At 59.1% G+C, this 24,337-nt stretch carries 22 protein-coding genes; 15 read left to right on the forward strand and 7 right to left on the reverse strand.

What is annotated here, in order from left to right; all coding sequences use genetic code 11:
• Positions 1-34 precede the first annotated feature (34 nt).
• The 3 genes from BG455_RS01965 to BG455_RS01975 form a co-directional block, all read right to left on the reverse strand.
• Positions 35-940, reverse strand: a complete 906-nt coding sequence (locus BG455_RS01965; protein ID WP_071468287.1) for a bile acid:sodium symporter family protein — start codon at positions 938-940, stop codon at positions 35-37.
• Between the two features lie 3 nt (positions 941-943).
• Positions 944-2,671, reverse strand: coding sequence for an AMP-binding protein (locus BG455_RS01970; protein ID WP_071468288.1), 1,728 nt, complete (start codon positions 2,669-2,671; stop codon positions 944-946).
• 142 nt (positions 2,672-2,813) lie between these two features.
• Positions 2,814-3,557: a TIM barrel protein gene (locus BG455_RS01975; RefSeq protein ID WP_071468329.1), complete on the reverse strand. Its 744-nt coding sequence runs from the start codon at positions 3,555-3,557 to the stop codon at positions 2,814-2,816.
• Between the two features lie 138 nt (positions 3,558-3,695).
• On the opposite strand from BG455_RS01975, the gene speA reads away from it, so the two are divergent.
• The 5 genes from speA (at position 3,696) to gyrB (ending at position 11,387) form a co-directional block, all read left to right on the forward strand.
• Positions 3,696-5,600 carry a biosynthetic arginine decarboxylase gene (gene speA, locus BG455_RS01980; RefSeq protein WP_071468330.1) on the forward strand — a complete coding sequence of 635 codons (1,905 nt, stop codon included), beginning with the start codon at positions 3,696-3,698 and terminating at the stop codon, positions 5,598-5,600.
• A complete protein-coding gene (locus tag BG455_RS01985) occupies positions 5,593-6,816 on the forward strand; it encodes a saccharopine dehydrogenase family protein (RefSeq protein ID WP_071468289.1) in 1,224 nt (407 codons plus the stop codon). Before speA ends, BG455_RS01985 begins: the two co-directional genes overlap by 8 nt.
• The gene (locus tag BG455_RS01990) at positions 6,816-7,982 is read left to right on the forward strand and encodes a carboxynorspermidine decarboxylase (RefSeq protein WP_071468290.1); all 1,167 of its coding nucleotides are present in this window, start codon (positions 6,816-6,818) and stop codon (positions 7,980-7,982) included. Before BG455_RS01985 ends, BG455_RS01990 begins: the two co-directional genes overlap by 1 nt.
• Positions 7,979-8,836 carry an agmatinase gene (gene speB / locus BG455_RS01995; RefSeq protein WP_071468291.1) on the forward strand — a complete coding sequence of 286 codons (858 nt, stop codon included), beginning with the start codon at positions 7,979-7,981 and terminating at the stop codon, positions 8,834-8,836. The genes BG455_RS01990 and speB overlap by 4 nt, the downstream gene beginning before the upstream one ends.
• A 133-nt stretch (positions 8,837-8,969) precedes the next feature.
• The gene (gene gyrB / locus BG455_RS02000) at positions 8,970-11,387 is read left to right on the forward strand and encodes a DNA topoisomerase (ATP-hydrolyzing) subunit B (RefSeq protein ID WP_071468292.1); all 2,418 of its coding nucleotides are present in this window, start codon (positions 8,970-8,972) and stop codon (positions 11,385-11,387) included.
• Between the two features lie 33 nt (positions 11,388-11,420).
• On the opposite strand, the gene BG455_RS17235 is transcribed toward gyrB, so the two are convergent.
• From BG455_RS17235 to BG455_RS02025, 4 genes are all read right to left on the reverse strand, one after another.
• A complete protein-coding gene (locus BG455_RS17235) occupies positions 11,421-12,989 on the reverse strand; it encodes a hypothetical protein (protein WP_177190864.1) in 1,569 nt (522 codons plus the stop codon).
• Positions 12,990-13,301: 312 nt separating this feature from the next.
• Positions 13,302-14,369: a YeeE/YedE family protein gene (locus BG455_RS02015; RefSeq protein ID WP_071468331.1), complete on the reverse strand. Its 1,068-nt coding sequence runs from the start codon at positions 14,367-14,369 to the stop codon at positions 13,302-13,304.
• 76 nt (positions 14,370-14,445) lie between these two features.
• The gene (locus tag BG455_RS02020) at positions 14,446-14,787 is read right to left on the reverse strand and encodes an ArsR/SmtB family transcription factor (protein WP_071468295.1); all 342 of its coding nucleotides are present in this window, start codon (positions 14,785-14,787) and stop codon (positions 14,446-14,448) included.
• A gap of 151 nt (positions 14,788-14,938) precedes the next feature.
• A complete protein-coding gene (locus BG455_RS02025) occupies positions 14,939-15,337 on the reverse strand; it encodes a thioredoxin domain-containing protein (RefSeq protein ID WP_245735446.1) in 399 nt (132 codons plus the stop codon).
• A gap of 94 nt (positions 15,338-15,431) precedes the next feature.
• On the opposite strand from BG455_RS02025, the gene BG455_RS02030 reads away from it, so the two are divergent.
• The 10 genes from BG455_RS02030 to BG455_RS02075 all read left to right on the forward strand — a co-directional run bounded on the left by BG455_RS02030 (position 15,432) and on the right by BG455_RS02075 (position 24,172).
• Complete coding sequence (locus BG455_RS02030) at positions 15,432-16,169, forward strand: cytochrome c biogenesis CcdA family protein (RefSeq protein WP_071468297.1); 738 nt, start codon at positions 15,432-15,434, stop codon at positions 16,167-16,169.
• A gap of 24 nt (positions 16,170-16,193) precedes the next feature.
• Positions 16,194-16,763: a thioredoxin family protein gene (locus tag BG455_RS02035; protein WP_071468298.1), complete on the forward strand. Its 570-nt coding sequence runs from the start codon at positions 16,194-16,196 to the stop codon at positions 16,761-16,763.
• Positions 16,764-16,956: 193 nt separating this feature from the next.
• The gene (soxX, locus tag BG455_RS02040) at positions 16,957-17,451 is read left to right on the forward strand and encodes a sulfur oxidation c-type cytochrome SoxX (protein ID WP_071468299.1); all 495 of its coding nucleotides are present in this window, start codon (positions 16,957-16,959) and stop codon (positions 17,449-17,451) included.
• 58 nt (positions 17,452-17,509) lie between these two features.
• Complete coding sequence (gene soxY, locus BG455_RS02045) at positions 17,510-17,926, forward strand: thiosulfate oxidation carrier protein SoxY (RefSeq protein ID WP_071468300.1); 417 nt, start codon at positions 17,510-17,512, stop codon at positions 17,924-17,926.
• A 47-nt stretch (positions 17,927-17,973) separates the two neighbouring features.
• Positions 17,974-18,300, forward strand: a complete 327-nt coding sequence (soxZ, locus tag BG455_RS02050; RefSeq protein WP_071468301.1) for a thiosulfate oxidation carrier complex protein SoxZ — start codon at positions 17,974-17,976, stop codon at positions 18,298-18,300.
• Between the two features lie 36 nt (positions 18,301-18,336).
• The gene (soxA, locus tag BG455_RS02055; protein WP_071468302.1) at positions 18,337-19,194 is read left to right on the forward strand and encodes a sulfur oxidation c-type cytochrome SoxA; all 858 of its coding nucleotides are present in this window, start codon (positions 18,337-18,339) and stop codon (positions 19,192-19,194) included.
• A 141-nt stretch (positions 19,195-19,335) separates the two neighbouring features.
• Positions 19,336-21,033, forward strand: a complete 1,698-nt coding sequence (gene soxB, locus BG455_RS02060; protein WP_071468303.1) for a thiosulfohydrolase SoxB — start codon at positions 19,336-19,338, stop codon at positions 21,031-21,033.
• 55 nt (positions 21,034-21,088) lie between these two features.
• Positions 21,089-22,375, forward strand: coding sequence for a sulfite dehydrogenase (gene soxC, locus BG455_RS02065; protein ID WP_071468304.1), 1,287 nt, complete (start codon positions 21,089-21,091; stop codon positions 22,373-22,375).
• 22 nt (positions 22,376-22,397) lie between these two features.
• A complete protein-coding gene (locus BG455_RS02070) occupies positions 22,398-23,438 on the forward strand; it encodes a c-type cytochrome (protein WP_342742035.1) in 1,041 nt (346 codons plus the stop codon).
• A gap of 56 nt (positions 23,439-23,494) precedes the next feature.
• Positions 23,495-24,172, forward strand: coding sequence for a c-type cytochrome (locus BG455_RS02075; RefSeq protein WP_111361352.1), 678 nt, complete (start codon positions 23,495-23,497; stop codon positions 24,170-24,172).
• The last annotated feature ends 165 nt before the right edge of the window (positions 24,173-24,337 follow it).

A 24,337-nucleotide genomic window follows, 5' to 3' on the forward strand; every position in this document is an offset into this window, starting at 1 on the left:
TGCAGCTATGCGCGATGCAAGGCCGCGATGCAGGTCAGGGTGCAGTGCCCAGTTTGGCCGCGTCGCGGGCCAAAGCCTCGCGCGTGGCGTTGCGGCGATACCACAGCGTGATGACTGTGGACGACAACACGATGAACAGCGAATACAGAATCGGGATCAGCAACACCTCTTGCTGCATCGCTGCGCTGAAACTCAGCGTGATGACCAGCACCGCAAGCGGCCCGTTCTGAATGCCGGTTTCAAGGCTGATCGTGCGCGATCGGCTGGTATCCTGCCCCAACCCGCGCGCGACCCAATAGCCGAACAACATGCCAATCAGGCCGATGCTGCTGGTCGCGGCATAAACATGCGCGGGCGTTTCCAGCAGCAAAAGGTAGTTACGCGGCACCCATGTTGCAATCAGGAACACGATCACCGCCACCCCCATGAAAGAGCCGATCAATTCGACCGTTGCGCCCACATTGGGGTTCAGCTTGCGCAGCACCATGCCCAAAGCCGTGGGCACCAGCAGCACGACAAGAATTTGCGCCACATTGCTTGCCGGAATGGCATAGTCACCCGACACACCGGCAAGTCCGCCATAGAAAGACAACAGCACCGGCACCATGAGCACAGCGGCCAGTGTTGAAACTGTCGTCATCATGATTGACAGCGCCAGAACACCCTTGCTGAAATAGGCAAATATGTTCGAGGTGGTCCCCCCCGGCATACAAGCGATCAGCAACAGCCCCACCACCAGCGCAGGCGGCAAGCCCAGCGCCACGGCCAAAAGAAAGCCCAGAAACGGCATGACCGCAAACTGGCTGAGCAGCCCCACCAGAATGCCCTTGGGCTTGCGAAAGGCGATCAGGAAATCGCGCGGGGTCATGCTTGCGCCCATGCCCAGCATGATGACCATCATCATCACGCCCAAAAGTGTGGTTTCAAGTTCTGTCAGCATGGCTCAGACCTTTCCGGCGGCTTCGGCGCGTGCCTCTGCCTTGAGGTTCTTGCGAAGGATTTTCCCGATGGGCGATTTTGGCAACTCGTCACGCACCACCACCGAGCGCGGCACCTTGTAGGCTGCCAGATATTTGCGGCAATGCGCGATCACCGCCTCTTTGCTAAGCGTGTCGGGCACGTCGGGGTTCTGGACGACATAGGCGCGCACTGCCTCGCCTGTGGAGGTGTCGGGCACGCCGATCACTGCCGCCTCAAGCACGGCATCAAGTTTGGACAGACAATCTTCAATCTCGTTGGGGTAGACGTTGAAGCCGGACACAAGAACAAGATCTTTCTTGCGGTCCACAATGGTCAGAAAGCCGTCTTCATCCATGACCGCCACATCGCCTGTGAACAGCCACCCGTTCTGAAGCGTTTTGGCCGTATCGTCGGGGCGGTTCCAATAGCCGCGCATGACCTGCGGCCCCTTGACCAGCAATTCACCCGGTTTGCCCTGCGCGACCGGCTCGGCTGCGTCATCGACCAGCACCACATCGGTGCCCGGCACCGGCACCCCGATCGAGCCTGCGCGCACCGGCTGGTCCAGCGGGTTGAAACTGACCAGCGGCGCGGTTTCGGTCAGCCCGTAACCTTCGGCCACCCGCGTGCCCGTGACAGCCTGCCAGCGTTCGGCCACCGCCTGATGCAGCGCAGTGCCCCCCGCAATCGCGGCTTTCAGTGTTTTGGGCGGATAGGCTGCGAACCATTCTTCATTCATCAGCCCGTTGAACAGGGTGTTGACGCCAGTGATCCATGTCACCGGATAATTTTCCAGCGCGCGCTGGATGTTTTGCACAGGGCGCGGCGATGGCACCAGAATATTGCGCGCGCCCAGATCGAAAAAGGTCATCAGATTCGCGGTGAAGGCGAAGATGTGATACAGCGGCAGCGCTGTCAGCACACAATCCGCACCAGACATATGCCGCCCGCCCATGATCTTGACCTGTGCAAGATTGGCCAGAATATTGCCATGTGTCAGCATCGCGCCCTTGGCCACGCCTGTGGTCCCGCCGGTATATTGCAGCAGCGCCAGATCATCGCGGAGCAAGCTGTCCCAGTCACCCACCTTTTCTGCACCCCGCCCGATGCGCAGCGCCTCGCGCAGGCGCAGCACCGGCACGGCCAGCGCCGGCACTGGCGGCAAGGTGCGCGACCAGAATTTCTGCACCCCGCGCACAATGGTTTCGGGGATGCGGGGAAAGAACTCTGGCACGCCTGCAAGCACCACATGGCGGATACCTGTATGGGCGATCACCTCTTCCAGCTTGTCGGCGAACATATCGCTGATGACCAGCACCTCGGCGCCCGAATCCTTGAACTGGTGCACCATCTCGGACGGGGTATATAGCGGGTTGGTGTTGACCAAAACGCAGCCTGCCTTGAACACGCCAAAAGCCGCGACCGGATAGGCCAGCCCGTTGGGCAGTTGCACCGCCACCCGGGCGCCCGGTTCAAGGTTGCAATGGTGGCGCAGGAAGGATGCGAAATCATCCGACATCTCGCCCACCTGCCGATATGTCAGCGTGCCGTTCATCCCATTCGGCACAACACAGGTGAATGCGCGGCGCTGTGCATGGGTGGTGCAGGTCTGGTCGATCAGATGCGCCAGCGAGGCATGCTCTGGCGCTGGCAATTCGGGCGAAATATCGGTGCTATACGCCGCCAACCACGGGCGGTTCACTACTGTCATGGTTACAAATCCCCTCCCGCCCGCATATGCTGCGAGCCTCCTGCCGTTACTTTTCCCCAGAGTGTCGCATCAGGCAAGAGTTGACGTGGCGCACCCGGTTTTATTTCCCTACGTCACACGCAGGAAGTCACGCCATTTCGTGCTATAGCGCCGCTATCAGGCTGCGCAATTGGGCAACTGTCGTCTTGGCGGGCAGTGTTGGCCGGTATTCCAGCCCCACCACGCGAATGCCTGCATCCCGCGCGCAGCGCAGCAGCGCGGGCAGTTCCGGCATCTGGTCGGGCACAGGATCACCCCGATCCTGAATGCGGGCAAGCTGCATATGCCCGATATACGGGGCAAGGCGCTCCAGATGCGCCAAGGCGGCGGCGACACCTTCCATCGTGGCGATATGATACCAATCGAACATCAGTTTCAGGCGCGGGTGGGCAAGCTGGGCCAAAATCGCTTCGGCTTGGGCAAGGCTGCCCAGATGGTAGCCGGGCATGGCCTGCGGGCAGATCGGCTCGATCAGGATGGGGCATTGCGTCTGCGCCAAGGCACGCGTGAGTGCGGCAAGATACACTTCTGGCTGCCCGCCAATCCCTGCGGTGATATGAATAGCCCCCGCCCCAAGGGCCGTGGCGGCCGCAATCGCTGCATCAAGGTCGCCCGCGAATTCAGCCTGCGACAGGGCCGCGCGCCCTAGTGTCGCGCCCATATGGGTGTTCAGCGCAATGACCCCCAAGCCTGTTTGCGCCAAGGCCTGCAACACCGGCCCCTGCGGGGTCGATTGGGGCTGGTCATGGAATTCGACCGCATCAAACCCCGCCTGATGCGCCGCATGAATGCGCGCGGCCAGCGGCAGGTCGGAAAACAAAAACCCCAGATTTGCTGATAATTTCATGATGTTGTCACATGTTGCACGATAGCCCTGCATAGCGGCTCCGCGCAAAACAAGGAACTCAACAGTTTTCCTTGCGTTTGTTTTGTGGATTTCATAATCGGGCGCTTCATGTCATGGGGTCAATATTGGGGGTACCACATGCAGGATCGTGTTTTCCAGAGTTACGGGGTTCATCGTTGGGGCGCAGGAATGTTTGCGCCACTGCCGAATGGCGATATGGGGTTGGTCAACCCCGCGCGGCCACAAGATACGCCAGCAAGTCTTCCGGAATTGCTGCACAATCTGGATGCGCGCGGCATCCACACACCAGTTCTGGTGCGCGTGGGCGCATTTCTCAAGCGTCAGCTTGAGATGCTGAACACCTCTTTCGCCAAAGCGATCGAGGCGAATGGCTACCAGGCCCCCTATCGCGGGGTGTTTCCCATCAAGGTCAACCAACAGGCCGAGGTGATTGACCGGATCGTGGATTATGGCCGCCCCTACCAGTTCGGGCTGGAAGCGGGGTCAAAGCCAGAGCTGATTCTGGCGCTCTCGCGCGATCTGCCAAAAGGCGCATTGCTGATCTGCAACGGGATCAAGGATGCCGAGTTCATCCGCTTGGGCATTCTGGCGCGCAAGGCGGGCATCAACTGTGTGCTGGTCATCGAAAGCCCCGGCGAAGCCGACACCGTAATCGCCGAGGCAAAGCGTCTGGGTGAAAAGCCCGCGCTAGGCGTGCGCATCAAGCTGACACGGCGCGTCACCGGCAATTGGGCCGACAGTTCCGGCGACCGCTCGACCTTTGGTCTGACCACCAAGGAAGTGGTTGATCTGGTCGATAAACTGCGCGCCGAAGATATGCTGGATTGTCTGGTATTGCAGCATTCGCATCTTGGCTCTCAGGTGCCGCAGATGATGGATATCCGTCAGGCCGTGGACGAGGCGTGCCGCTTTTACACCGAATTGCGCCGTCTTGGCGTGCCGCTGACCTATCTGGATTTGGGCGGCGGCCTTGGCATCGACTACACTGGCGAGGCGCGCGCCTCTGACAATTCGGTGAACTACACGGTCGAGGAATATTGCGCCAATATCGTTGAAACCGTGAAATACCAGATGGACGAGGCCGAAGTTCCCCACCCCACACTGGTCACGGAATCAGGCCGCGCGATTGTCGCCTATTCGTCCATGCTGCTGTCGGATATTCTGGAAGCCAGCTATTTCGACCGCTCTGCCCCTATCACGCCGGAAGCAGACGACCATCACATGCTGTCGGATATGGCCGCGATTACCGGCTACATGACCCCCAAGCGTGTGCAGGAATGTTTGAACGACGCCGAATATTACCGCGAGGAATTGCGCGCCCTGTTCCGTCGCGGCGTGATCGGCATTGAAGAGGTCGCGCGCGCCGAACAGATTTTCCTGTTCATCGTCGGGCGGATCAAGGATCTGGTGGCGCAGACGCCGGATGTCCCGCAAGAGGTGCTGGAAGCGCTGTCTGCGCATCGTGACATCTACCGCGCCAACTTCTCGCTGTTCCAGTCCCTGCCCGATGTCTGGGCGATTGACCAGCTTGTTCCCATCGCACCTTTGCAGCGGCTGAATGAAACACCCCTGCGCCGCGCGGTCCTGTCGGACATTACCTGCGACAGTGATGGCAAGATCGACCAGTTTGTTCTGGGCGACGGGGTGGGCAACGCCCTGCCCGTCCATGAATTGCGCGCGGGCGAGCGGTATTTTATCGGGATTTTCCTGATCGGGGCCTATCAGGAAACGCTGGGCGATCTGCACAACCTGTTCGGCGACACCAATATCGTGACAGTCGATTTCAACGATGATGGCGTGCTGGAAATCCTGCACGAGGTGGAAGGCGACACCGTGGCCGAGGTCATGGCCTATGTCGAATATGAACCCAAGCAATGCCTTGACGCGTTCAAGCGCATTGTGGAACGCGGCGTGCAAGATGGCACGCTGAACCCGTCACAGCGGCGGATGCTGATGGAAACCTACCGGCACGCGCTTGGCGGCTATACCTATTATGAACATGAGGAGCACACCAATGGCTGAAAACAAAGATGTTCTGGTCATCGGCGCAGGCGGCGTCGCATCCGTGACCCTGCACAAGATGGCAATGAACCGTGACCTGTTTCCGGGCCGCATTGCGGTCGCCAGCCGCACATTGTCAAAATGCGAAGCAATTGCCGCAGCCATCAAAAGCCGCACCGGAATCGAGATCGAAACCTATCAGATCGATGCAGATGATGTGGAACAGACCGTCGCCCTGATCGAAGCCGTGCAACCCGCGCTTCTGGTCAATCTGGCGCTGCCCTATCAGGATCTGGCGCTGATGGACGCCTGCCTGAAAACCGGCGTGCATTATCTGGACACCGCGAATTACGAGCCACCCGAAGAAGCGAAATTCGAATACTCGCACCAGTGGAAGCTGCATGACCAGTTCAAGCAGGCAGGGCTTATGGCCACGCTGGGTGTGGGGTTTGACCCCGGTGTGACCAGCATTTTTGCCGCCTATGTGCGCAAACATTACCTGTCGGGCATTCGCCAGATCGATATTCTGGATTGCAATGGCGGTGATCACGGCCATCCTTTTGCCACCAATTTCAACCCCGAAATCAACATCCGCGAAGTCACGGCCGAAGTGAAGCATTGGGAAAACGGCGGCTGGGTGACCAGCCCTGCCATGTCCACCAAAGTGCCCTATGATTTCGAGGCGGTGGGCGAGAAGAACATGTATCTGATGTATCACGAGGAGTTGGAGTCGCTTGTGACCCATTTCCCCGAGATCGAGCGCGCGCGCTTCTGGATGACCTTTGGCGATGCCTATATCAACCATGTCACCGTGCTGCAAAATGTCGGCATGACAGGGATCGAGCCTGTCGAGTATCAGGGCCAGCAGATCATCCCGCTGCAATTCCTCAAAGCCGTGCTGCCAAACCCGGGCGATCTGGGCGAACGCACCAAAGGCAAGACCAATATCGGCGACATCATCACCGGCCCCGCCAAGGATGGGTCTGGCGAGAAGACCTATTACATCTATAATATCTGCGACCATGAGGAATGCTTCCGCGAAGTGGGCTCTCAGGCGGTCAGCTATACCACCGGCGTGCCTGCGATGATCGGCGCGGCGCTGATGCTGAACGGCACATGGTCGGGTGCGGGCGTGTTCAACACCGAGCAGCTGGACCCTGACCCCTTCATGGACCTGCTGAACAAGCATGGCCTGCCATGGCAGATCGTTGAAATGTCTGCGCCGGTCGATTTCTGATGGCAATGCAGACCCATGCGGGCGATCCGGGCGCGTTTGCAGGGTTTGACCTGCACCGCGTCCCCTCGCCCTGCTTTGTTGTGGATGAAGCGCGGCTGGAGCAAAACCTGCGCGTGCTGGCCGATATACAGGCCCGTTCCGGCGCAACTGTTCTTTGCGCGCTCAAAGCCTTTTCCATGTGGTCGCTGGCGCCCTTGGTCAGCCGCTACCTGTCGGGCGTCTGCGCCTCTGGCCTATGGGAAGCGCGCCTTGGGCGCGAGCATTATGGCGGCATCGTTGAGACATATTCGGCGGGCTACAAGGCAGATGAAATGGCGCAGATCATCGCGCTGTCAGACCATATCATCTTCAACACCCCCGCTGCGAAAACCCGCTTCCTGCCTATGATCGCTGAGTCGGGCCGCGACATCCATGTGGGCCTGCGCTTCAACCCCGGCCTGCCCATGGGGGAAGATGCGAAATACGACCCCGCCGCCCCCGGTTCGCGCCTTGGCACTCCGCTGGAGCAAATCGACGCGCAAGCGCTGGAAGGCGTGGACGGGTTGCATATGCACACGCTGTGCGAACAGGATCTGGAACCAATGCTGGCCATCTGGGACCATATCGCCCCGCGCATCCGCACCCTTGCACCGCATCTGAAATGGATCAATTTCGGCGGCGGCCATCACATCACCCGCGCCGATTATGACCGCGAGGGGCTGATTGCCTTTCTGCAACGCGTAAGCGCAGAGACGGGCCTGCACTGCTATCTGGAACCGGGCGAGGCTGTGGCGCTGGATTGCGGCATTCTGGTGGGCGAAGTGCTGGATGTGGTCGAAAATGACGGCCCCAATGCCATTCTCGACATCTCTGCCACCTGCCACATGCCCGATGTGATTGAAGCGCCCTACCGCCCTGCCCTGCTGGGCGAGGATGGCCCTGTCCTTGTCCGGCTTGGCGGGCCAAGCTGTCTGGCGGGCGATGTGATCGGGCGCTATGCCTTTGCCGCCCCGCCCCAGATCGGCAGCCGCATCGCCTTTCTTGATCAGGCACATTATTCGATGGTCAAGACCACCACCTTCAACGGCGTGCGCCTGCCCGCAATCGCCATCTGGAACAGCGAGACTGACGCGCTGCGCGTCATCCGCGAATTCGACTATCAGGACTTCAAAGGCCGCCTCTCATGATCTTTCTCGATTCCGAACTGACCCAATCCGAACGCGGCCCCGAGGCGCGCTTTCAGATTGTGCCCATGCCGCTGGAGAAAACTGTCTCTTACGGCTCTGGCACCGCCGACGGGCCTGCCGCATTGATCGAGGCGTCCGACCAGTTGGAACGGCTCTGGCGCGGGATCGAGCCTTGCGCGGCAGGCATCACCACAACGCCTGCCATAGATTGCAGCGTGCCGCTGGAATACGCGCTCGACTCGCTTGCCGCGCGCACCGAATCCATTGCGCGGGCGGGGCATATTCCTGTCACACTGGGGGGCGAACACAGTTTGACATGGGCGGCGGTCATCGGCGTCAAACGCGCGATTGATCGCCCTATCGGGATTATTCAGATTGACGCCCATGCCGATCTGCGCCGCGCCTATCAGGGCTTCCGGCATTCCCACGCGTCCGTCATGCAACTGCTGGTCGAGGAAGAGGGCGTGGCCCTGGCCCAATACGGCGTGCGCGCCCTATGTCAGGAAGAGGCAGATATCCGCACGCAAAACAACGTCATCTTCATCGACGCGGAAGAATTGGTCACGGGCAATATCCATGACGTGACCCTGCCCGATGATTTTCCGCAAGATGTCTATATCAGCTTCGATGTGGACGGGCTGGATGCGGCCATCATGCCCGCCACCGGCACGCCGGTTCCGGGCGGCTTGGGCTATTACCAGTCGTTGGCGCTGGTGCGATCGGCCCTCAGGGGGCGGCGCTGCGTGGGCCTTGATGTGGTGGAACTGGCCCCGATTGCCGGTTGGGATGTCTGGAATTTCACCGCCGCGCAACTGACCTATGCGCTGATGGGCATTGTCCAGCAGAACGACTAGGTGCAGCGCAGCCCCGGCCTTGCGCCGGGGCCTCTGCGTCCACCGCCCTGAAACCGCTAAATCTTGTGGTCGGTGCGTGACAATCCCGCCAGAGACGCCTATAAGTGCGGCAGTCTAACAAGGAATGTCCCGAATGTCTGCTGATGCCGTGAAGCGCGAAGAGTATGGCGCCGATTCGATCAAGGTTCTCAAAGGGTTGGATGCCGTTCGCAAACGTCCCGGCATGTATATCGGTGACACCGATGACGGCTCTGGCCTGCATCACATGGTCTATGAGGTGGTCGATAACGGCATTGACGAGGCATTGGCCGGTCATGCCGATTTCGTGACAGTCACCATTCATGCCGACAGTTCTGTGTCGGTCATGGACAATGGGCGCGGAATTCCCACCGATATTCACACCGAAGAAGGCGTCTCGGCGGCAGAAGTCATCATGACCCAGCTGCATGCAGGCGGCAAATTCGACCAGAACAGCTACAAAGTGTCGGGCGGGTTGCATGGCGTGGGTGTCTCGGTCGTCAATGCGCTGTCGGATTGGCTGGAACTGCGCATCTGGCGCGCGGGCAAGGAACATATCGCGCGGTTTGAACGCGGCGATACTGTCCGCTCTCTCGAAGTGGTGGGCGATGCGGGCGACAAAACCGGCACTGAAGTGCGCTTTCTTGCCTCAACCACGACATTTTCCAACCTTGAATACAATTTCAAGACGCTGGAAAACCGCCTGCGCGAGCTGGCCTTTCTGAATTCCGGTGTGCGCATCATTCTGGAAGATCATCGGCCCGCCGAAATGCTGCGCTCGGAATTGTTCTATGAGGGGGGCGTGCGCGAATTCGTGCGCCATCTGGACCGCTCGAAAACGCCAGTCATGGCCGAACCCATCTATATCGTGGGCGAGCGTGACGAGATCGGCGTCGAAGTGGCGATGTGGTGGAATGACAGCTATCATGAAACAGTGCTGCCCTTCACCAACAACATCCCGCAACGCGATGGTGGCGCGCATCTGGCGGGCTTTCGCGGCGCGCTGACCCGCTCGATCAATGCCTATGCGCAATCCTCGGGGATTGCCAAAAAAGAGAAGGTCAGCTTCACCGGCGATGACGCGCGCGAGGGGCTGACCTGCGTGCTGTCGGTCAAGGTGCCGGACCCGAAATTCTCCAGCCAGACCAAAGACAAGCTGGTATCGTCCGAGGTGCGCCCTGCGGTGGAATCGCTGGTGAACGAGAAACTCGCCGAATGGTTCGAGGAAAACCCTGTCCATGCCAAAAGCATTGTCAGCAAGATCATCGAGGCCGCGCTGGCTCGCGAAGCGGCGCGCAAGGCACGCGAGCTGACACGGCGCAAAACCGCGCTGGATGTGGCATCCTTGCCCGGCAAGCTGGCCGATTGTCAGGAACGCGACCCTGCGAAGTCGGAACTGTTTCTGGTCGAGGGGGACTCGGCTGGTGGGTCCGCCAAACAGGGCCGTTCGCGCCAGAACCAAGCCGTGCTGCCCCTGCGCGGGAAAATCCTGAATGTGGAACGCGCGCGGTTTGACCGGATGCTGGGGTCGCAGGAAATCGGCACGCTGATCACCGCGCTTGGCACGGGCATCGGGCGCGACGAATTCGACCTGAAAAAACTGCGCTACCACAAGATTGTCATCATGACCGATGCCGATGTGGATGGCGCGCATATCCGCACGCTGCTGCTGACCTTCTTCTTCCGGCAAATGCCGGAACTGATCGAAGGGGGGCATTTGTATATTGCCGAGCCGCCCTTGTTCAAAGTCGCGCGCGGCAAGTCCGAGGTCTATCTCAAGGATAAACCCGCGCTGGAAGATTACCTGATCGAACAAGGGGTCGAGGGGGCTTCCTTACGCCTTGCCACGGGTGAAGAAATCGTGGGGCAGGATCTGGCCCGCGTCGTGACCGAAGCGCGCGCTGTGCGCCGCTCGCTGGTGGCGTTTCCGACGCATTACCCGCAGCATATTCTGGAACAGGCCAGCATCGCAGGCGCGCTGCTGCCAGAGGCATTGGCGGCCAACCCGCAGCAACTGGCCGACAGTGTTGCACAACGCCTTGACCTGATCGCGGCGGAATATGAACGCGGCTGGGAAGGGCGGCCCACACAGGATGGCGGCTTGCGGCTTGCGCGCATCCTGCGCGGCGTGGAAGAAGTGCGCAGGCTGGACGGACCTGTCCTGCGCTCGGGCGAAGCGCGGCGTCTGGCCAGCCATACCGAAAGCCTGCAAGAAATCTATGCCCGCCCCGCCGAACTGGTGCGCCGCGACCGCAAGCAGAAAATCTACGGGCCGGTTGACCTGCTGGATGCGATCCTGACAGAAGGGGAAAAGGGCCTGTCGCTGCAACGCTACAAGGGCTTGGGCGAGATGAACCCCAACCAGCTATGGGAAACCACGCTGGACCCCGAAGCGCGCACCCTGTTGCAGGTCAAGGTCGACGATCTGGCCGAAGCGGATGACATTTTCACCAAGCTGATGGGCGATGTGGTTGAACCGCGGCGCGAATTCATCCAGCGCAATGCGCTAAGTGTGGAAAATCTGGACGCCTGAGTGATCAGGCGTCCAGCGCAGGTGTTTCTTAGCTCAGAATGATTCGGTAGAGGTTACGTTGCCGTCGACATCGCGGAAGATGCGTTGGGTCCGAATACCTACAACATAAATATCTTCGTATTGCCGCCCGTCATTATAGTTCACGATCGTATTAGAAATGCGGCCCATGCTGTCATACGAAGTGACCTGATCTGACCACCAGTGACGGTTCTGGACATCAACAACCGTCTGCTGCACAGGGCGATCAATGCCAGAATATGTGGTTACTGACTGGCGCCCGTCGCTATGGTTGATGTTGCGCAGCTGAATTCTGTTGAATTCATCAACCTGATACGTCCAGTCTGATGTACCGACCACATTGCCTGCTGCGTTGAACTCGGTCCGATGGCTTATACGCCCCTGATCACGGGTCTCCAGATAAGAGGTGCCGTTGGTTCGCGTGACCGTGCGTTCAGCGATACGGTCGTTTTGATCAAAACGCAGGACCTCGGTTGCATACCCATGCTGATGCTGCGCGTGGGTAATCGTCTGTTCGGTACGCACACCGTTTTCGTGGGCTATAACAACCTGCCGTCCATCTGCGTGGCTGATATTCTGGCCAATCAGCCTGCCTGCTGCGTCCAAGGTGCGGGTTTCATTGCGCACAAACACGCCATTCACGCCCGTATCTGTCAACGAGATCAGCCGCCCCGCTGCATCATATCCGCGCTCTTCCGTCGATACATGCTGATTATTGGCATCAAAGCGATTGGTCATTGCAACGCGCCCGTCTGCATAGATGTGTTCGTTGCGTGTGCCGTCGTTGTTGGTGATATTGTGGCTGGCCACCTGCCCCTGTTCGTTCCAAGTCCAGTTCTGGTTGGTCCAGTTATGCGAATTGTCGGGGTCGGTCACAGTTTGCGACACGGCACGGCCATTTTCATATATCGTGTTCAGGATACGCCCGTCGCTATAATCGATCCTGCGTTCCAGTTGCTGACCGTTTTCGGCCAGCACATAGCTATGCGCTTCGGTCGAGGTGATAATCCCTTCAGGGGTGCTGCGGACGCGTTCAACCAACCGCCCGTCAACATGTTGATCCGCAATATTGTGGTTGTTGTTCAAAACCTCAAGTCTGGTCAGCATGCGGCCCTGCTCGTCATATGTCACATCGATCGTTTTCCACGCATGGGCATTGTTTGGATCAGACCAATCCTGCGCGGTGCGCACACCATCTTCAAAGAATGTGTTGCGAATGCGCCCGTCATCATAATTGACATGTTCGGAAACCATCTGTCCGTTTTCGTCAAAATGTCTTACGATATTTTCCCAGTCATGGGTATTTTGCGGGTCGGTGATTTCAGTGCGGACCAGCTGACCGTCAACATAAACATCGGTCTGCACGCGCCCACCGGACAGAAGCGACGTTGAATAGGTTTCGATAACAGCTGGATCAATGCCGCTGAGACCCCCGATATTCAAAGTCATCTCGCCCACCTGAACACTGTTGAGCGAATTCAGAATGCGCTGCCCCAGATCTTCAGACCCGTTGCGCACAACAACGGCCGAGCTGATGCCCATCCCCACCGTCGCCGCCCCCAGAACGACCCAGTCAACTGTCATTGCGCCGCCTTCACGGCGGAAAAACTCCGCAATCAGTGCTGGTCGGACAATTTTGTTGAACAATCTAGCCATTGCAAAATAACCTTTCAAAACGCCTAAGCGATAGGAATTTGCAACTGGTAAGCGTTCTTTATGGTGTCACCAAGGCGCGATTTGGGCATTTTTGCGAAGCATTGGCCGCTTTCATACCACATCTTTTGCGCAGCGGGGCACCAGCCCTGCGCCCGCTTGCGCCGCAGCTGACAGCCCACAAGACAGATTTCGGCGCGATGCCCAAGTGTGATTGCAGCCTGTCATGAAACGGCCCGCCAGTTAAATCGTGGCAGCACAGCGGTCCTGTCGTTGATCGACCAGAAAATCGGTCAGCGCCGCGCCGATCCACATGCACAGCAAAGCCAGCAAGGCTGTCGCGGCAAAGATCGACCCGCCCGTTACACCTGCACCAATTGCGCAGCCACCCGCCAGCATCCCGCCAAAGCCCATCAACCCTGCCCCCAGCAGCGAGCGGCGCATGGCATCCGCGCCGTCATAGCCCTGCCATTGCAATTCGCGGCTGACCAATGCCGCCAGAAATGCACCCAGCACCACACCGGGGACCAGACCGACATCAAAGCGCAAGCTTGGATTGGGGTTGAGAAAGAACATCAGCGTATTGGCCGAGGGGCCGGTAAAGGTGGCCGAGGTCACATTGACCGGATCAAAGCTGACCTGCGCCAGATTCCATGTCATCATCCAGCCCAGCGCCACCGCGAACCCCACACCAGAGGCAAAGACCAGCGGGCGCGCCCCAAGCTGGTTGCGCAGCGCAAGCGCAATGGCCAGCGCGGCCAGCGCCACACCGATCCACAGCGCCAAAGTTTCCGGCAGCTGCACCATCGCCAACAGATGCAGATTGCGCCCGTCCGGTGTGATCCACAGCGCGGCAAGGCTGTTGCGCAAGGGCGCAAGCCAGCCATACAGACTCATCTGTGCGACGATCGCAAAGACCATGCCCGCAATGACCGAACGCAGATTGCCTGTCGCCGCCAGCACCAGCAACCGCCCCGAGCAGCCGCGCGCCAGCACCATGCCCACCCCGAACAATAGCCCTCCGATTACTGCCCCCGACCAAGACCCCGGCACCGCCATCATGCGCGCATCACTGACGCGGAACAGGCCCAAAGCCTGCGCGCCCTGCACCCAGACAACTGCGGTCGAGAAGGTCAGAAGCCAGATTGCCAGCCTTGGCCCGAACTGGCCGCGCGCAAATTCCACTGTCGCCGCACGCAGGCAAAACCGCGAGCGTTGCGCCGCAACCCCGAACACAAGCCCGACCATCAGGCCCATCAGGGCCTCGATATTGCCTTCACCAAATCTGTCGATAATGTCGTAAAGGTCCATCGCCGCCCCCCGCATGCAGCATTGCAGATGGCGGCTTATGCCACAGGGGCGGCGGAACGGGCCTTGATCTAAATCATCAAGGCGCTGTCGCGCGGAACAGGCGCTGCACCATTTGCACCGCCTCGCGCACGCGTTCATCTGCCAGAGAGTAGAAAATCTGGTTCCCCTCGCGCCGTGTTGTCACCAGTTTCTCATGGCGCAGACGGGCAAGTTGCTGGCTGACAGCCGCTTGGCGCGACATGATCAGGCGTTCCAGTTCCGCCACAGAATGATCGCGCTCGCACAGGTAATACAGCATCAGAAGCCGGCCTTCATGGCCCATGGCCTTCAGGAATTCCGATGCCTCGCGCGCTTCGGCCTGCAATTCGTCCAATGTCAGACCCGCTGTCGCGCGCTGCTGCCTGCGCCGCACAGCCATCTCATCCTCTGGGGGAAGAGTCTGTTCGCGATTTTGTCCGTCCGGCATGCATGAACTTTCGGTCGCACAAGACTGCGTGAAGGCGGTGCAGTCTTGTTTCACCTGTCAGTTTAGCACATGCGCTTTGCGAAAGGTAGCGTTCAAGCCAAGGTCACTGTGCAAGTCCTGCTTGCGCCGTTGAAATCATATCACTGATATAGGGCCAGAAGAAATCTTCGCCGGGAAAACCTGTCAGGCGTTCAATCTCGGCCCCGTCTGGGCCGATCAGAATAAATGTCGGCGTGACAAAGGGTTGCGTGTTCAGCACCACCCCTTCGGGTAGATCACCCCGAAGCTGCACATGCACCAAAGGCGCCGCCTGCCCCTCTGCCGATTTTTCATAAACCGGCGCGATATCGCGGTTAAAGACGCGGCAGTAATAGCATCCCGCCTGCTCGACCATCAGCAAACGCAACTCCTGCGCCTGCGCGGAACCCATCGCAGGAAGCGACAACGCCAGCGCCACCACAAGGGCTTTCTGCACAGCAGCGGAAACAAGGGATTGACGCATAGATGTAAACATATGAACAAAGTAATATGTCGATCTCTGGAAGGCAACCACAAGATGTCCTGTCGCAGCGCAAGACAAGCAAAGGTCACAACACATGTTTGATATCAGCTATGGTGGGGCAGCGATTGCGGGGCTTTTATCGTTCCTGTCGCCTTGCATCCTGCCCATTGTGCCCTTTTACCTGTGCTATATGGCGGGCCTGTCCATGTCGGAATTGCGCGATGAACAGGGTCTGGCCCCCGGTGCGCAAAAGCGGCTTGTGCTGGCCTCGGTCGCCTTCGCACTTGGGGTGACGACGATTTTCATGCTGCTTGGCATGGGGGCCACGGCGCTTGGGCAGACATTCATCGCCTACCGCGACATTCTGAAATGGGTCGCGGCGGGGGTTCTGTTCATCTTCGGGCTGCATTTTCTGGGGCTGTTGCGCATCTCCCTGTTGTATCGGGAAGCGCGGATTGAAACATCCACCGCGCCGAAATCGGTTATCGGGTCTTATGTCATGGGGCTGGCCTTTGGCTTTGGCTGGACGCCCTGTGTCGGCCCCGCTTTGGCCGCGATTTTGATGATCGCATCGGGCATGGGCAATATCTGGGAAGGGGCCGCCCTGCTGGCCGTCTATGGTCTGGCCATGACGCTGCCATTTGTTCTGGCCGCCCTGTTCGCGCGCCCGTTCCTGAACTGGGTGGGCCGCCATCGCAGCAAATTGGCGCATGTCGAAAAGGTCATGGGCGCTATGCTGGTTTTATTCGCCGTGCTGATCGCCACTGATTCGGTGGCCTATATCGCCGAAGGCATGCTGGAAATTTTTCCGTGGTTCGCCACCATAGGCTGACCACACCACAGGGGGGAGGATGACATGAAACTTCTGAATCTGATAAGCGCAGGGCTGTTGGCCTTGGTCGTGGCAGCACCTGTGCAGGCCACACCCGTGGGCGAGGACGGATTGCACAAACCCGACTGGCTGGTCGAGACATTCCGCGACATGCGCGATGACTTGGAAGACGCGCAGGCCGAAGGCAAACGCCTGTTGCTGATGTTCGAGCAGCGCGGCTGCATCTATTGCACGCGCATGCATGAAAATGTCTATCCCGACCCTGAAATCACCCGCATGCTGACCGAGGACTTCATGGTGGTGCAGATCAATCTGTTCGGCAATGTGCCAATCACGGATTTCGATGGCACAACGCTGGATGAACGCGACATGGCGCGGCGCTGGGGTGTGGTGTTCACACCCACCATGATCTTCGCACCCGAGCACGTTCCCGAATCGGGCAGCATGCGCGATGCGGCCGTCATGACCATGCCCGGCGCGTTCGAGCGCGGGACGACGCGGCTGATGCTGCAATGGGTGCTGGAAAAAGGCTATGAGGGCGAGGAACATTTCCAGCATTACGTCGCACGCATGCTGCAAGCCCGTTCGGATTGAGGTAAAATAATTCTTAAATCTCAAGGCCATGCCGCAGAAATCCGGCATGGCTTTTTTCGTTCATCAATATTCACAAAAAACAATATGCAAAAAATCGAATTTTCATTTGCAGCATCGGTATACTGTGGTCTATTGTCGCATAACGGTAAGCTTGGGAGAGCGCATTACCGTTTAACCGTCTGGGAGGGCTTTCATGACAAGACGATCACTTTCCGCAGCCTGTGCCGCCACGGCAGTGATTTGGGGCGGAGCAACATTTGCCGAAATTTCACCGGCGGATATAGTCTGGGAAGATGAAATCGCGATTCCCGCATCGCTATCTGGAACACCGGGTGATCCGGTCGCTGGCGCAGTTACAGTTTCCAGCCGGTCAGCGGGGAATTGCCTGTCCTGCCACCAGAATACAGCGATGCCGGAACACGATTTCCAAGGCAATATCGGCCCCTCGCTAGACGGGTCGGGGGCCAGATGGTCCGAAGCAGAATTGCGCGGGATCGTGGCCAATGCCAAGCGCGTGTTTCCCGAAAGCATGATGCCCGTGTTTTACAATGACAACCCCGAAGACTATATTCGCCCCGGCGAGGCGTACACCGCCCGCGCCTATAACCCTGAAACCTTTTCCACGCTTCTGACAGCCCAGCAGGTTGAAGATGTCGTGGCCTATCTGATGACGCTGACCGACTGGTAACAGCGCCATCCCGCAACGGGACAGTTCCCTGAAGCACCAATCATGAGAGGATAATTCAATGCTGACAAGACGCGATACCATGGCACTGGGCCTTGGCGTAGCAGCTGTCGCAATGGTCCCCGGCGTAGCCAGCGCCTCGGCCGTTGACGATGCCATTTCCGCTTTCACCGGCGGTGCTTCCGTCACTGATGGCGGCGTAACAATCAGCGCACCCGAAATCGCGGAAAACGGCAACACTGTGCCAATCGCGGTAGATGCACCGGGCGCGACCGAGATTTTGCTGCTTGCCGCTGGCAACCCGACACCGGGCGTGGCCAAATTCGGCTTTGGCGAGGGTGCGGCCACATCGCGCGCGGCCACCCGCATCCGCCTTGGCGGCACACAGGACGTTGTTGCAATCGCTAAAATGAGCGATGGCAGCTTTGCGCGCGGCGCTGTGGAAGTGAAGGTCACCATCGGCGGTTGCGGCGGCTAAGGGCCTGCCAGCATCGCCTTTCCATCCCTATTCTAGGAGAAAAAGATATGTCTGACGTCAGACCCCGCATCCGCCTTCCACGCTCTGCCAATGCTGGCGACGTGATCGAGGTGAAAACCCTTATCAGCCACAACATGGAAACCGGCCTGCGCCGCGATGGTTCGGGCAACGCGATCCCGCGCCAGATCATCAACCGCTTCACCTGCGAATATGCAGGGCAGATGGTGCTTGATGTGACGATGGAACCTGCGATTTCGGCCAACCCGTACATGGAATTCGATGTGCAGGTCGACGAGTCCGCAGACTTTGTTTTCACATGGTATGACGATGATGGCTCTGTCTATTCCGAGACACAGAGTTTCGAAGTCAGCTGATACGACAGGTCACAGCCAGTCTGGGAGGAGACACGCATGAAGACCATGACCAAGCTTTGGGCCACTGTGGCAATTTGCGGGGCTATGCTAAGCAGCACAGCCTTTGCAGACCCGCATCCCGATGCTGAACTGATTATCGAGGGTGAGTTGCACATCGCCACCCGCGCAGAGCCGCCCGAGCATCTGGGCGGCGTCTTGCCCGAGATTTATTCCGGCTGGCTGTTCCGCACGGATGAAACCCGTGAGTTGCAAATGGATGATTTCGACAATCCCGGCATGTTATTTGCCGAACGTGGTGAAGACCGCTGGGAATTGGCGGAAGGCACGGCAAACCAGTCTTGCGCCGATTGCCACGGCGATGTTGAATCGATGGCAGGCGTGCGCGCTGTCATGCCAAAGGTCAATGAAAACGGCGAGTTGTGGTCGATGCAGAACTACATCAACAACTGCCGGACAGAACGCATGGGCGCCGACGCTTGGGGCTGGAACAGCGAGCCGATGAAAGACGTCACCTCGCTGATCTCGTTGCAGTCGCGCGGCATGCCGGTTGCTGTCAAAATCGATGGCGAAGCGGCTGAATTCTGGGAAAAAGGGCGTGAAATGTATTACACGCGCTTTGGCCAGTTGGAACTGTCTTGTGCCAATTGCCACGAAGACAACTGGGGCCGGATGATCCGCGCAGACCACCTGTCACAGGGCATGTCGAACGGCTTTCCGACCTACCGCCTGAAGAACGCGTCGATCGTACCGCTGCACCAGCGTTTCCGCGGATGTATCCGCGATACGCGCGGGGAATCCTTCGCTGAAGGGTCGCAAGAGTTCCGCGAGTTGGAACTTTATGTGTCCTCTCGCGGTCTGGGCCTGCCGGTCGAAGGCATCTCGGTTCGTCAGTAACCAATCGCGGGCGCGGGCATAGCCTCGCGCCCCACTCGGCCAGAGGACTGACTCTGCCAAATAATATTCACACTTTCGCAGATTGGCATATGGCGATCTCCTCCCCGCCATGTGCCAGACCATCCTCAAGGAGCACTTCACATGATATCCCGGCGCGAATTTCTGCAAGCGTCCATCGCAGCCTCGGCGCTGTATGGCATCTCGGGTTTTGGCAACTGGTCGAAACTCTCTGCCCAACAGGCGCTGACGCAAGATGATCTGCTGCGCTTTGACACGTTCGGGAATGTGTCGCTGATCCATATCACCGATATTCACGCCCATCTGAAACCCATCTGGTTCCGCGAACCGGAATGGAATATCGGCGTGGGCGGCGTGAAGGGCAAACCACCGCATGTCGTGGGCAAAGACTTCATCGAGATGTTCAACCTTACACCCGGATCAGCTGATGCCTATGCGCTGACCTATGTGGATTTTGAAGCACTTGGGCGCACCTATGGGCGCATGGGCGGCATGGACCGCGTGGCGACCGTGGTCAACGCCATCCGCGCCGACCGCCCCGATGCGCTGCTGCTGGATGGCGGCGATACATGGCACGGCTCCATGACCAGCTACCTGACCAAGGGTCAGGACGTGGTCAATGTGATGAATGCTTTGGGCGTAGAGGCAATGACCTCGCATTGGGAATGGACCTTCGGCCAAGACCGCGTGCGCGAGATTGTGGCCGACCTGCCCTTCCCTTTCCTTGGCCAGAACATCTTTGACAATGAATGGAATGAACCCTCGGAAGAATTCGACCCCTATACATGGTTCGAGCGCGGCGGCGTCAAAATCGCGGTTATCGGGCAAGCCTTTCCTTATATGCCCATCGCCAATCCCGGTTGGAAATTCCCTGATTTCAGCTTCGGCATTCGTGACCAACGCATGCAGGAAATGGTTGATGAAGTGCGCGCGCAAGGGGCCGATCTGGTTGTCGTGCTGTCGCATAACGGCTTCGACGTGGACCGCCAGATGGCCAGCCGCGTCACCGGCATTGACGTTGTGCTGACCGGCCACACCCATGACGCCCTGCCAGAGCCGGTGATCGTGGGCGAGACGCTGCTCATCGCATCGGGCAGCCATGGCAAATTCGTCACGCGCCTTGATCTGGATGTGCGCGACGGGCGCATGATGGGCTTCCGCCACAAACTGATCCCGATCTTTGCAGATGTCATCGCCCCAGACCCCGAAATGGCCGCCCTGATCGACAATGAGCGCGCGCCCTATAAGGACCAGCTGGAAGAAGTCATCGGCCACACAGACTCGCTTCTGTATCGTCGCGGCAATTTCAACGGCACTTGGGACGACCTGATCTGCGAAGCGATCATGGAAGAGCGCGACACAGAAATCGCCATGTCACCCGGCGTGCGCTGGGGTGCCAGCCTGCTGCCGGGCGATGCAATTACGCGTGAAGACATCCATTCTGTCACCTCGATGACCTATGGCGAATGCTACCGCACCGAGATGACGGGCGATTTCCTGAAAGTCGTGTTGGAAGATGTGGCCGATAACATCTTCAACCCCGACCCCTATTTCCAGCAAGGCGGCGACATGGTCCGCATCGGGGGTCTGGGCTACCGTGTCGATGTCTCGGCCCCGGTGAACCAGCGTATTTCCGATATGACGCTGCTCTCCACAGGTGAGGCGATTGACCCTGCGCGCAATTATGTTGTGGGCGGCTGGGCCTCGGTGAACCCTGAAACCGAAGGCCCCCAGATTTGGGATGTCGTCGAAAACCATATCCGCAAGATTGGCCGCGTGGCGCTGGAACCGAACACATCGGTACAGGTCACAGGGCTGTAAGATCAACGAAGGGCGGGCCATTTGCCCTGCCCCCAAAACCAGAGGAACCGACGTCATGACTGATACGCCGAATGACGCCGCCAAGACGCCACGCGGCACCTCCCGCCGTGATTTCCTGCGCACTGCAGGTCTGGCCGCAGGGGGCGCAATGGTCGGGGCCGGTGCGAAAGCCGCAAGCCCCGACCCGCTGATTACCGAAGTGCAACCCTACGCCTCTTTCCTTGGCGAAGGGGTGGATGCAACGCCCTACGGCATGCCGATCCATTTTGAAGATCACGTCGTGCGCCGCAATGTGGAATGGCTGACCGCTGACCCCATCAGCTCGATCAACTTCACACCGATCCATGCGCTGGATGGCACGATCACCCCGCAGGGCTGCGCGTTCGAGCGCCACCATTCCGGCGCGATCGAGATGAGCAAGGACGAATACCGCCTGATGATCACAGGGCTGGTAGACAAGCCGCTGGTCTTCACCTTTGGTGATCTGATGCGCATGCCGCGTGTGCAGCACACCTATTTCTGCGAATGCGCGGCCAATGGCGGCATGGAATGGGGCGGCGCGCAGCTGAATGGCGCACAATTCACCCATGGCATGATCCATAACATGGAATATACCGGCGTCAGCTTGCGCACGCTGCTGAATGAAGCCGGTGTAAAGCCCGAGGGCACATGGGTCTATGTCGAGGGGCATGATGCGTCGTCCAACGGCCGCTCTATCCCGATGGAAAAGGCGCTCGATGATTGCATCGTCGCGTTTTACGCCAATGGCGAGGCGCTGCGCATGGAACATGGCTATCCTGTGCGGCTGGTCGTGCCGGGCTGGGAAGGTAACATGTGGGTCAAATGGCTGCGCCGCATCGGCGTGCATGACGGCCCGATTGAAAGCCGCGAGGAAACCTCGAAATACACCGACCTGATGCCGGATGGGCGCGCGCGCAAATGGACATGGGTGATGGATGCGAAATCCGTCATCACCTCGCCCTCGCCGCAAGTGCCCGTCAGCCACGGGCCGGGACCGATGGTCATTACCGGGCTGGCATGGTCGGGCCGGGGCAAGGTCACACGGGTGGATGTCTCCGTTGATGGTGGCGTGAACTGGCAAGAGGCGCGCATCGCGGGCGACCCGCAAAGCATGGCCGTGACGCGGTTCTATTTCGACCATGTCTGGGACGGCGCGCCGATGTTCCTGCAAGCCCGCGCGATAGACGAGACTGGCTATGTACAGCCCACCAAGGAACAGTTGCGCGCCATTCGCGGGCTGAACTCGATCTATCACAACAATGCAATCCAGACTTGGTATGTCAATGAAAACGGGGACGCTGAAAATGTCGAAGTGTCGTAATCTACTCGCCTCAACGGCCCTTTTGACACTGGGTGCGGTCCCGGCCCTGGCAGAGCCTTTGGGCATAGGCCGCGCGGCCCTGCCCGAGGAAGTGGCAGCCTGGGATGTTGCGATCATGCCAGACGGGCGCGGCTTGCCACAAGGCGGCGGCAATGTGCTGGATGGCGAAGACCTGTGGATCGAGCAATGCGCCGTGTGCCATGGCGATTTCGCCGAAGGTGCAGGCAACTGGCCGCAAATCGTGGGTGGCCTTGGCACGCTTATGGATGACCGTCCGGTCAAGACAACCGACAGCTATTGGCCCCACCTGTCGACTGTGTGGGATTATGTCAACCGCTCCATGCCTTTTGGGGCGGCGCAAACCCTGACCGGCGACGAGGTCTATGCCATCACCGCGTACATTCTGTATTCGGGCGGTCTTGTGGATGACGATTTCGAGTTGACGCACGAAAACTTCACATCGATCACACTGCCCAATGCGGACGGCTTCTTTGTCGATGACCGTGACGACGTGGAACTGCCCTTGTTCACGCAAGAGCCGTGCATGAGCGATTGCCGCGCGCCTGTGTCCATATCGGCCCGCGCGACCGATATTGACGTCACGCCGGAATTCCCGATCATCCGCTTCACCTATTCCGATGGCAGCGCCCCCGCGCCTGCCCCGACGGACACAGTGGAAGAGGCATCTGCCGAACCCGAAGCGGCACCCGCAGAGGAGGCCGTGCAGATGGCATCGCTTGATCCGGCGCTGGTCGCCGCAGGCGAGGCCGCTTGGCGCCAATGCCGCACCTGTCACCAGCTGGGCGACGGGGCACGCAATGGCACAGGCCCGCAGTTGAACGGTGTTGTCGGGCAAGCCGCAGGCCATGCGGACGGGTTCCGCTACTCGCCCGCCCTGATCGAGGCATCCGAGGGGGGGCTGGTCTGGACGGAAGAAACACTTGACGCCTTCCTTGAAAATCCGGCAGGTTTGATCCCAAGAAACCGGATGTCCTTCCGTGGTGTGCGCAGCGAGGATGAACGGGCGGCACTGATTGCCTATCTGATGTCGTATTCCAACTGAAACACGGTGGTCTATTGTTTGAGAAACTGAAAATCCTACTCTGCATCGGGGCTGTTATGGCCCCGACACTCGCCTTGGGGCAAGCCACCCCCATTGGCGATGCGGCCGCAGGCGCGCAAGTGTATCAGCGTGAATGCGCCAGTTGTCACCAAATCGGAGAGGGGGCAGTGCACCGCATCGGCCCGCATCTGAACCGCATTTTCGACCGGCGCGCAGGCAGCCATGACGATTTCCGCTATTCCGAAGCGCTTGTCCGTCAGGGGCGCGATGGGCTGGTCTGGGATCTGGTGCGCTTGCATGCCTATATCGAAAACCCGCGCGCCTTGGTTTCCGGCACCCGCATGTCCTATCGTGGCCTGAATGATGCAGACAGGCGCGCAAACCTTATCGCCTATATGCGCGCCTATTCTGATCAACCCCAGAACATCCCCGAAGCCTCGCCCACCGCCATCGCGCGCGAGGTGGAACTTCCCGCAGAAACCCTCGCCCTTGAGGGGGATGTTGAATATGGCGAATTTCTGAGTGCGGAATGCACCACCTGCCACCAGCGCAGCGGCGACCATTCCGGCATTCCCGGAATCTTGGGCTGGCCGCAAGAAGACTTTGTTGTGGCGATGCATGCCTATAAGCAGAAACTGCGCCCGCATGAGGTGATGCAATCTGTGTCACAACGCCTTGATGACGAAGAAATTGCCGCACTTGCGGCGTATTTTTACAAACTGGGCCGTGAATAAGAATAGTGTTGCACTGGCGCAGGCCGGTGCAGCACATGCACGCGATTGGCACGCGGGCAGCTATACATCGTTCCTGAAAAAATCGCGCTCCTAGGAATGATGTTCCCGTCAAGACCTGCCTGAAACCACGCGAGGCTCTGGACAAACCGGGAGGGAGGGCGCGAA

Source organism: Roseinatronobacter thiooxidans (genome assembly GCF_001870675.1).
Taxonomy (GTDB): domain Bacteria; phylum Pseudomonadota; class Alphaproteobacteria; order Rhodobacterales; family Rhodobacteraceae; genus Roseinatronobacter; species Roseinatronobacter thiooxidans.

What these genes read in the sequence shown, in the direction of transcription:
- speA (WP_071468330.1), top strand. Translation starts at nt 3,696, where the DNA reads ATGCAGGATCGTGTTTTCCAGAGTTACGGGGTTCATCGTTGGGGCGCA.
- speB (WP_071468291.1), top strand. Translation starts at nt 7,979, where the DNA reads ATGATCTTTCTCGATTCCGAACTGACCCAATCCGAACGCGGCCCCGAG.
- soxZ (WP_071468301.1), top strand. Translation starts at nt 17,974, where the DNA reads ATGTCTGACGTCAGACCCCGCATCCGCCTTCCACGCTCTGCCAATGCT.
- BG455_RS01970 (WP_071468288.1), bottom strand. Translation starts at nt 2,671, where the DNA reads ATGACAGTAGTGAACCGCCCGTGGTTGGCGGCGTATAGCACCGATATT.
- BG455_RS01990 (WP_071468290.1), top strand. Translation starts at nt 6,816, where the DNA reads ATGGCAATGCAGACCCATGCGGGCGATCCGGGCGCGTTTGCAGGGTTT.
- BG455_RS17235 (WP_177190864.1), bottom strand. Translation starts at nt 12,989, where the DNA reads ATGACAGTTGACTGGGTCGTTCTGGGGGCGGCGACGGTGGGGATGGGC.
- BG455_RS02030 (WP_071468297.1), top strand. Translation starts at nt 15,432, where the DNA reads ATGTTTGATATCAGCTATGGTGGGGCAGCGATTGCGGGGCTTTTATCG.
- gyrB (WP_071468292.1), top strand. Translation starts at nt 8,970, where the DNA reads ATGTCTGCTGATGCCGTGAAGCGCGAAGAGTATGGCGCCGATTCGATC.
- BG455_RS01975 (WP_071468329.1), bottom strand. Translation starts at nt 3,557, where the DNA reads ATGAAATTATCAGCAAATCTGGGGTTTTTGTTTTCCGACCTGCCGCTG.
- BG455_RS02020 (WP_071468295.1), bottom strand. Translation starts at nt 14,787, where the DNA reads ATGGCTGTGCGGCGCAGGCAGCAGCGCGCGACAGCGGGTCTGACATTG.
- soxA (WP_071468302.1), top strand. Translation starts at nt 18,337, where the DNA reads ATGAAGACCATGACCAAGCTTTGGGCCACTGTGGCAATTTGCGGGGCT.
- soxY (WP_071468300.1), top strand. Translation starts at nt 17,510, where the DNA reads ATGCTGACAAGACGCGATACCATGGCACTGGGCCTTGGCGTAGCAGCT.
- BG455_RS02015 (WP_071468331.1), bottom strand. Translation starts at nt 14,369, where the DNA reads ATGGACCTTTACGACATTATCGACAGATTTGGTGAAGGCAATATCGAG.
- BG455_RS01965 (WP_071468287.1), bottom strand. Translation starts at nt 940, where the DNA reads ATGCTGACAGAACTTGAAACCACACTTTTGGGCGTGATGATGATGGTC.
- soxX (WP_071468299.1), top strand. Translation starts at nt 16,957, where the DNA reads ATGACAAGACGATCACTTTCCGCAGCCTGTGCCGCCACGGCAGTGATT.
- BG455_RS02035 (WP_071468298.1), top strand. Translation starts at nt 16,194, where the DNA reads ATGAAACTTCTGAATCTGATAAGCGCAGGGCTGTTGGCCTTGGTCGTG.
- BG455_RS01985 (WP_071468289.1), top strand. Translation starts at nt 5,593, where the DNA reads ATGGCTGAAAACAAAGATGTTCTGGTCATCGGCGCAGGCGGCGTCGCA.
- BG455_RS02025 (WP_245735446.1), bottom strand. Translation starts at nt 15,337, where the DNA reads ATGCGTCAATCCCTTGTTTCCGCTGCTGTGCAGAAAGCCCTTGTGGTG.
- soxB (WP_071468303.1), top strand. Translation starts at nt 19,336, where the DNA reads ATGATATCCCGGCGCGAATTTCTGCAAGCGTCCATCGCAGCCTCGGCG.
- BG455_RS02075 (WP_111361352.1), top strand. Translation starts at nt 23,495, where the DNA reads ATGGCCCCGACACTCGCCTTGGGGCAAGCCACCCCCATTGGCGATGCG.
- soxC (WP_071468304.1), top strand. Translation starts at nt 21,089, where the DNA reads ATGACTGATACGCCGAATGACGCCGCCAAGACGCCACGCGGCACCTCC.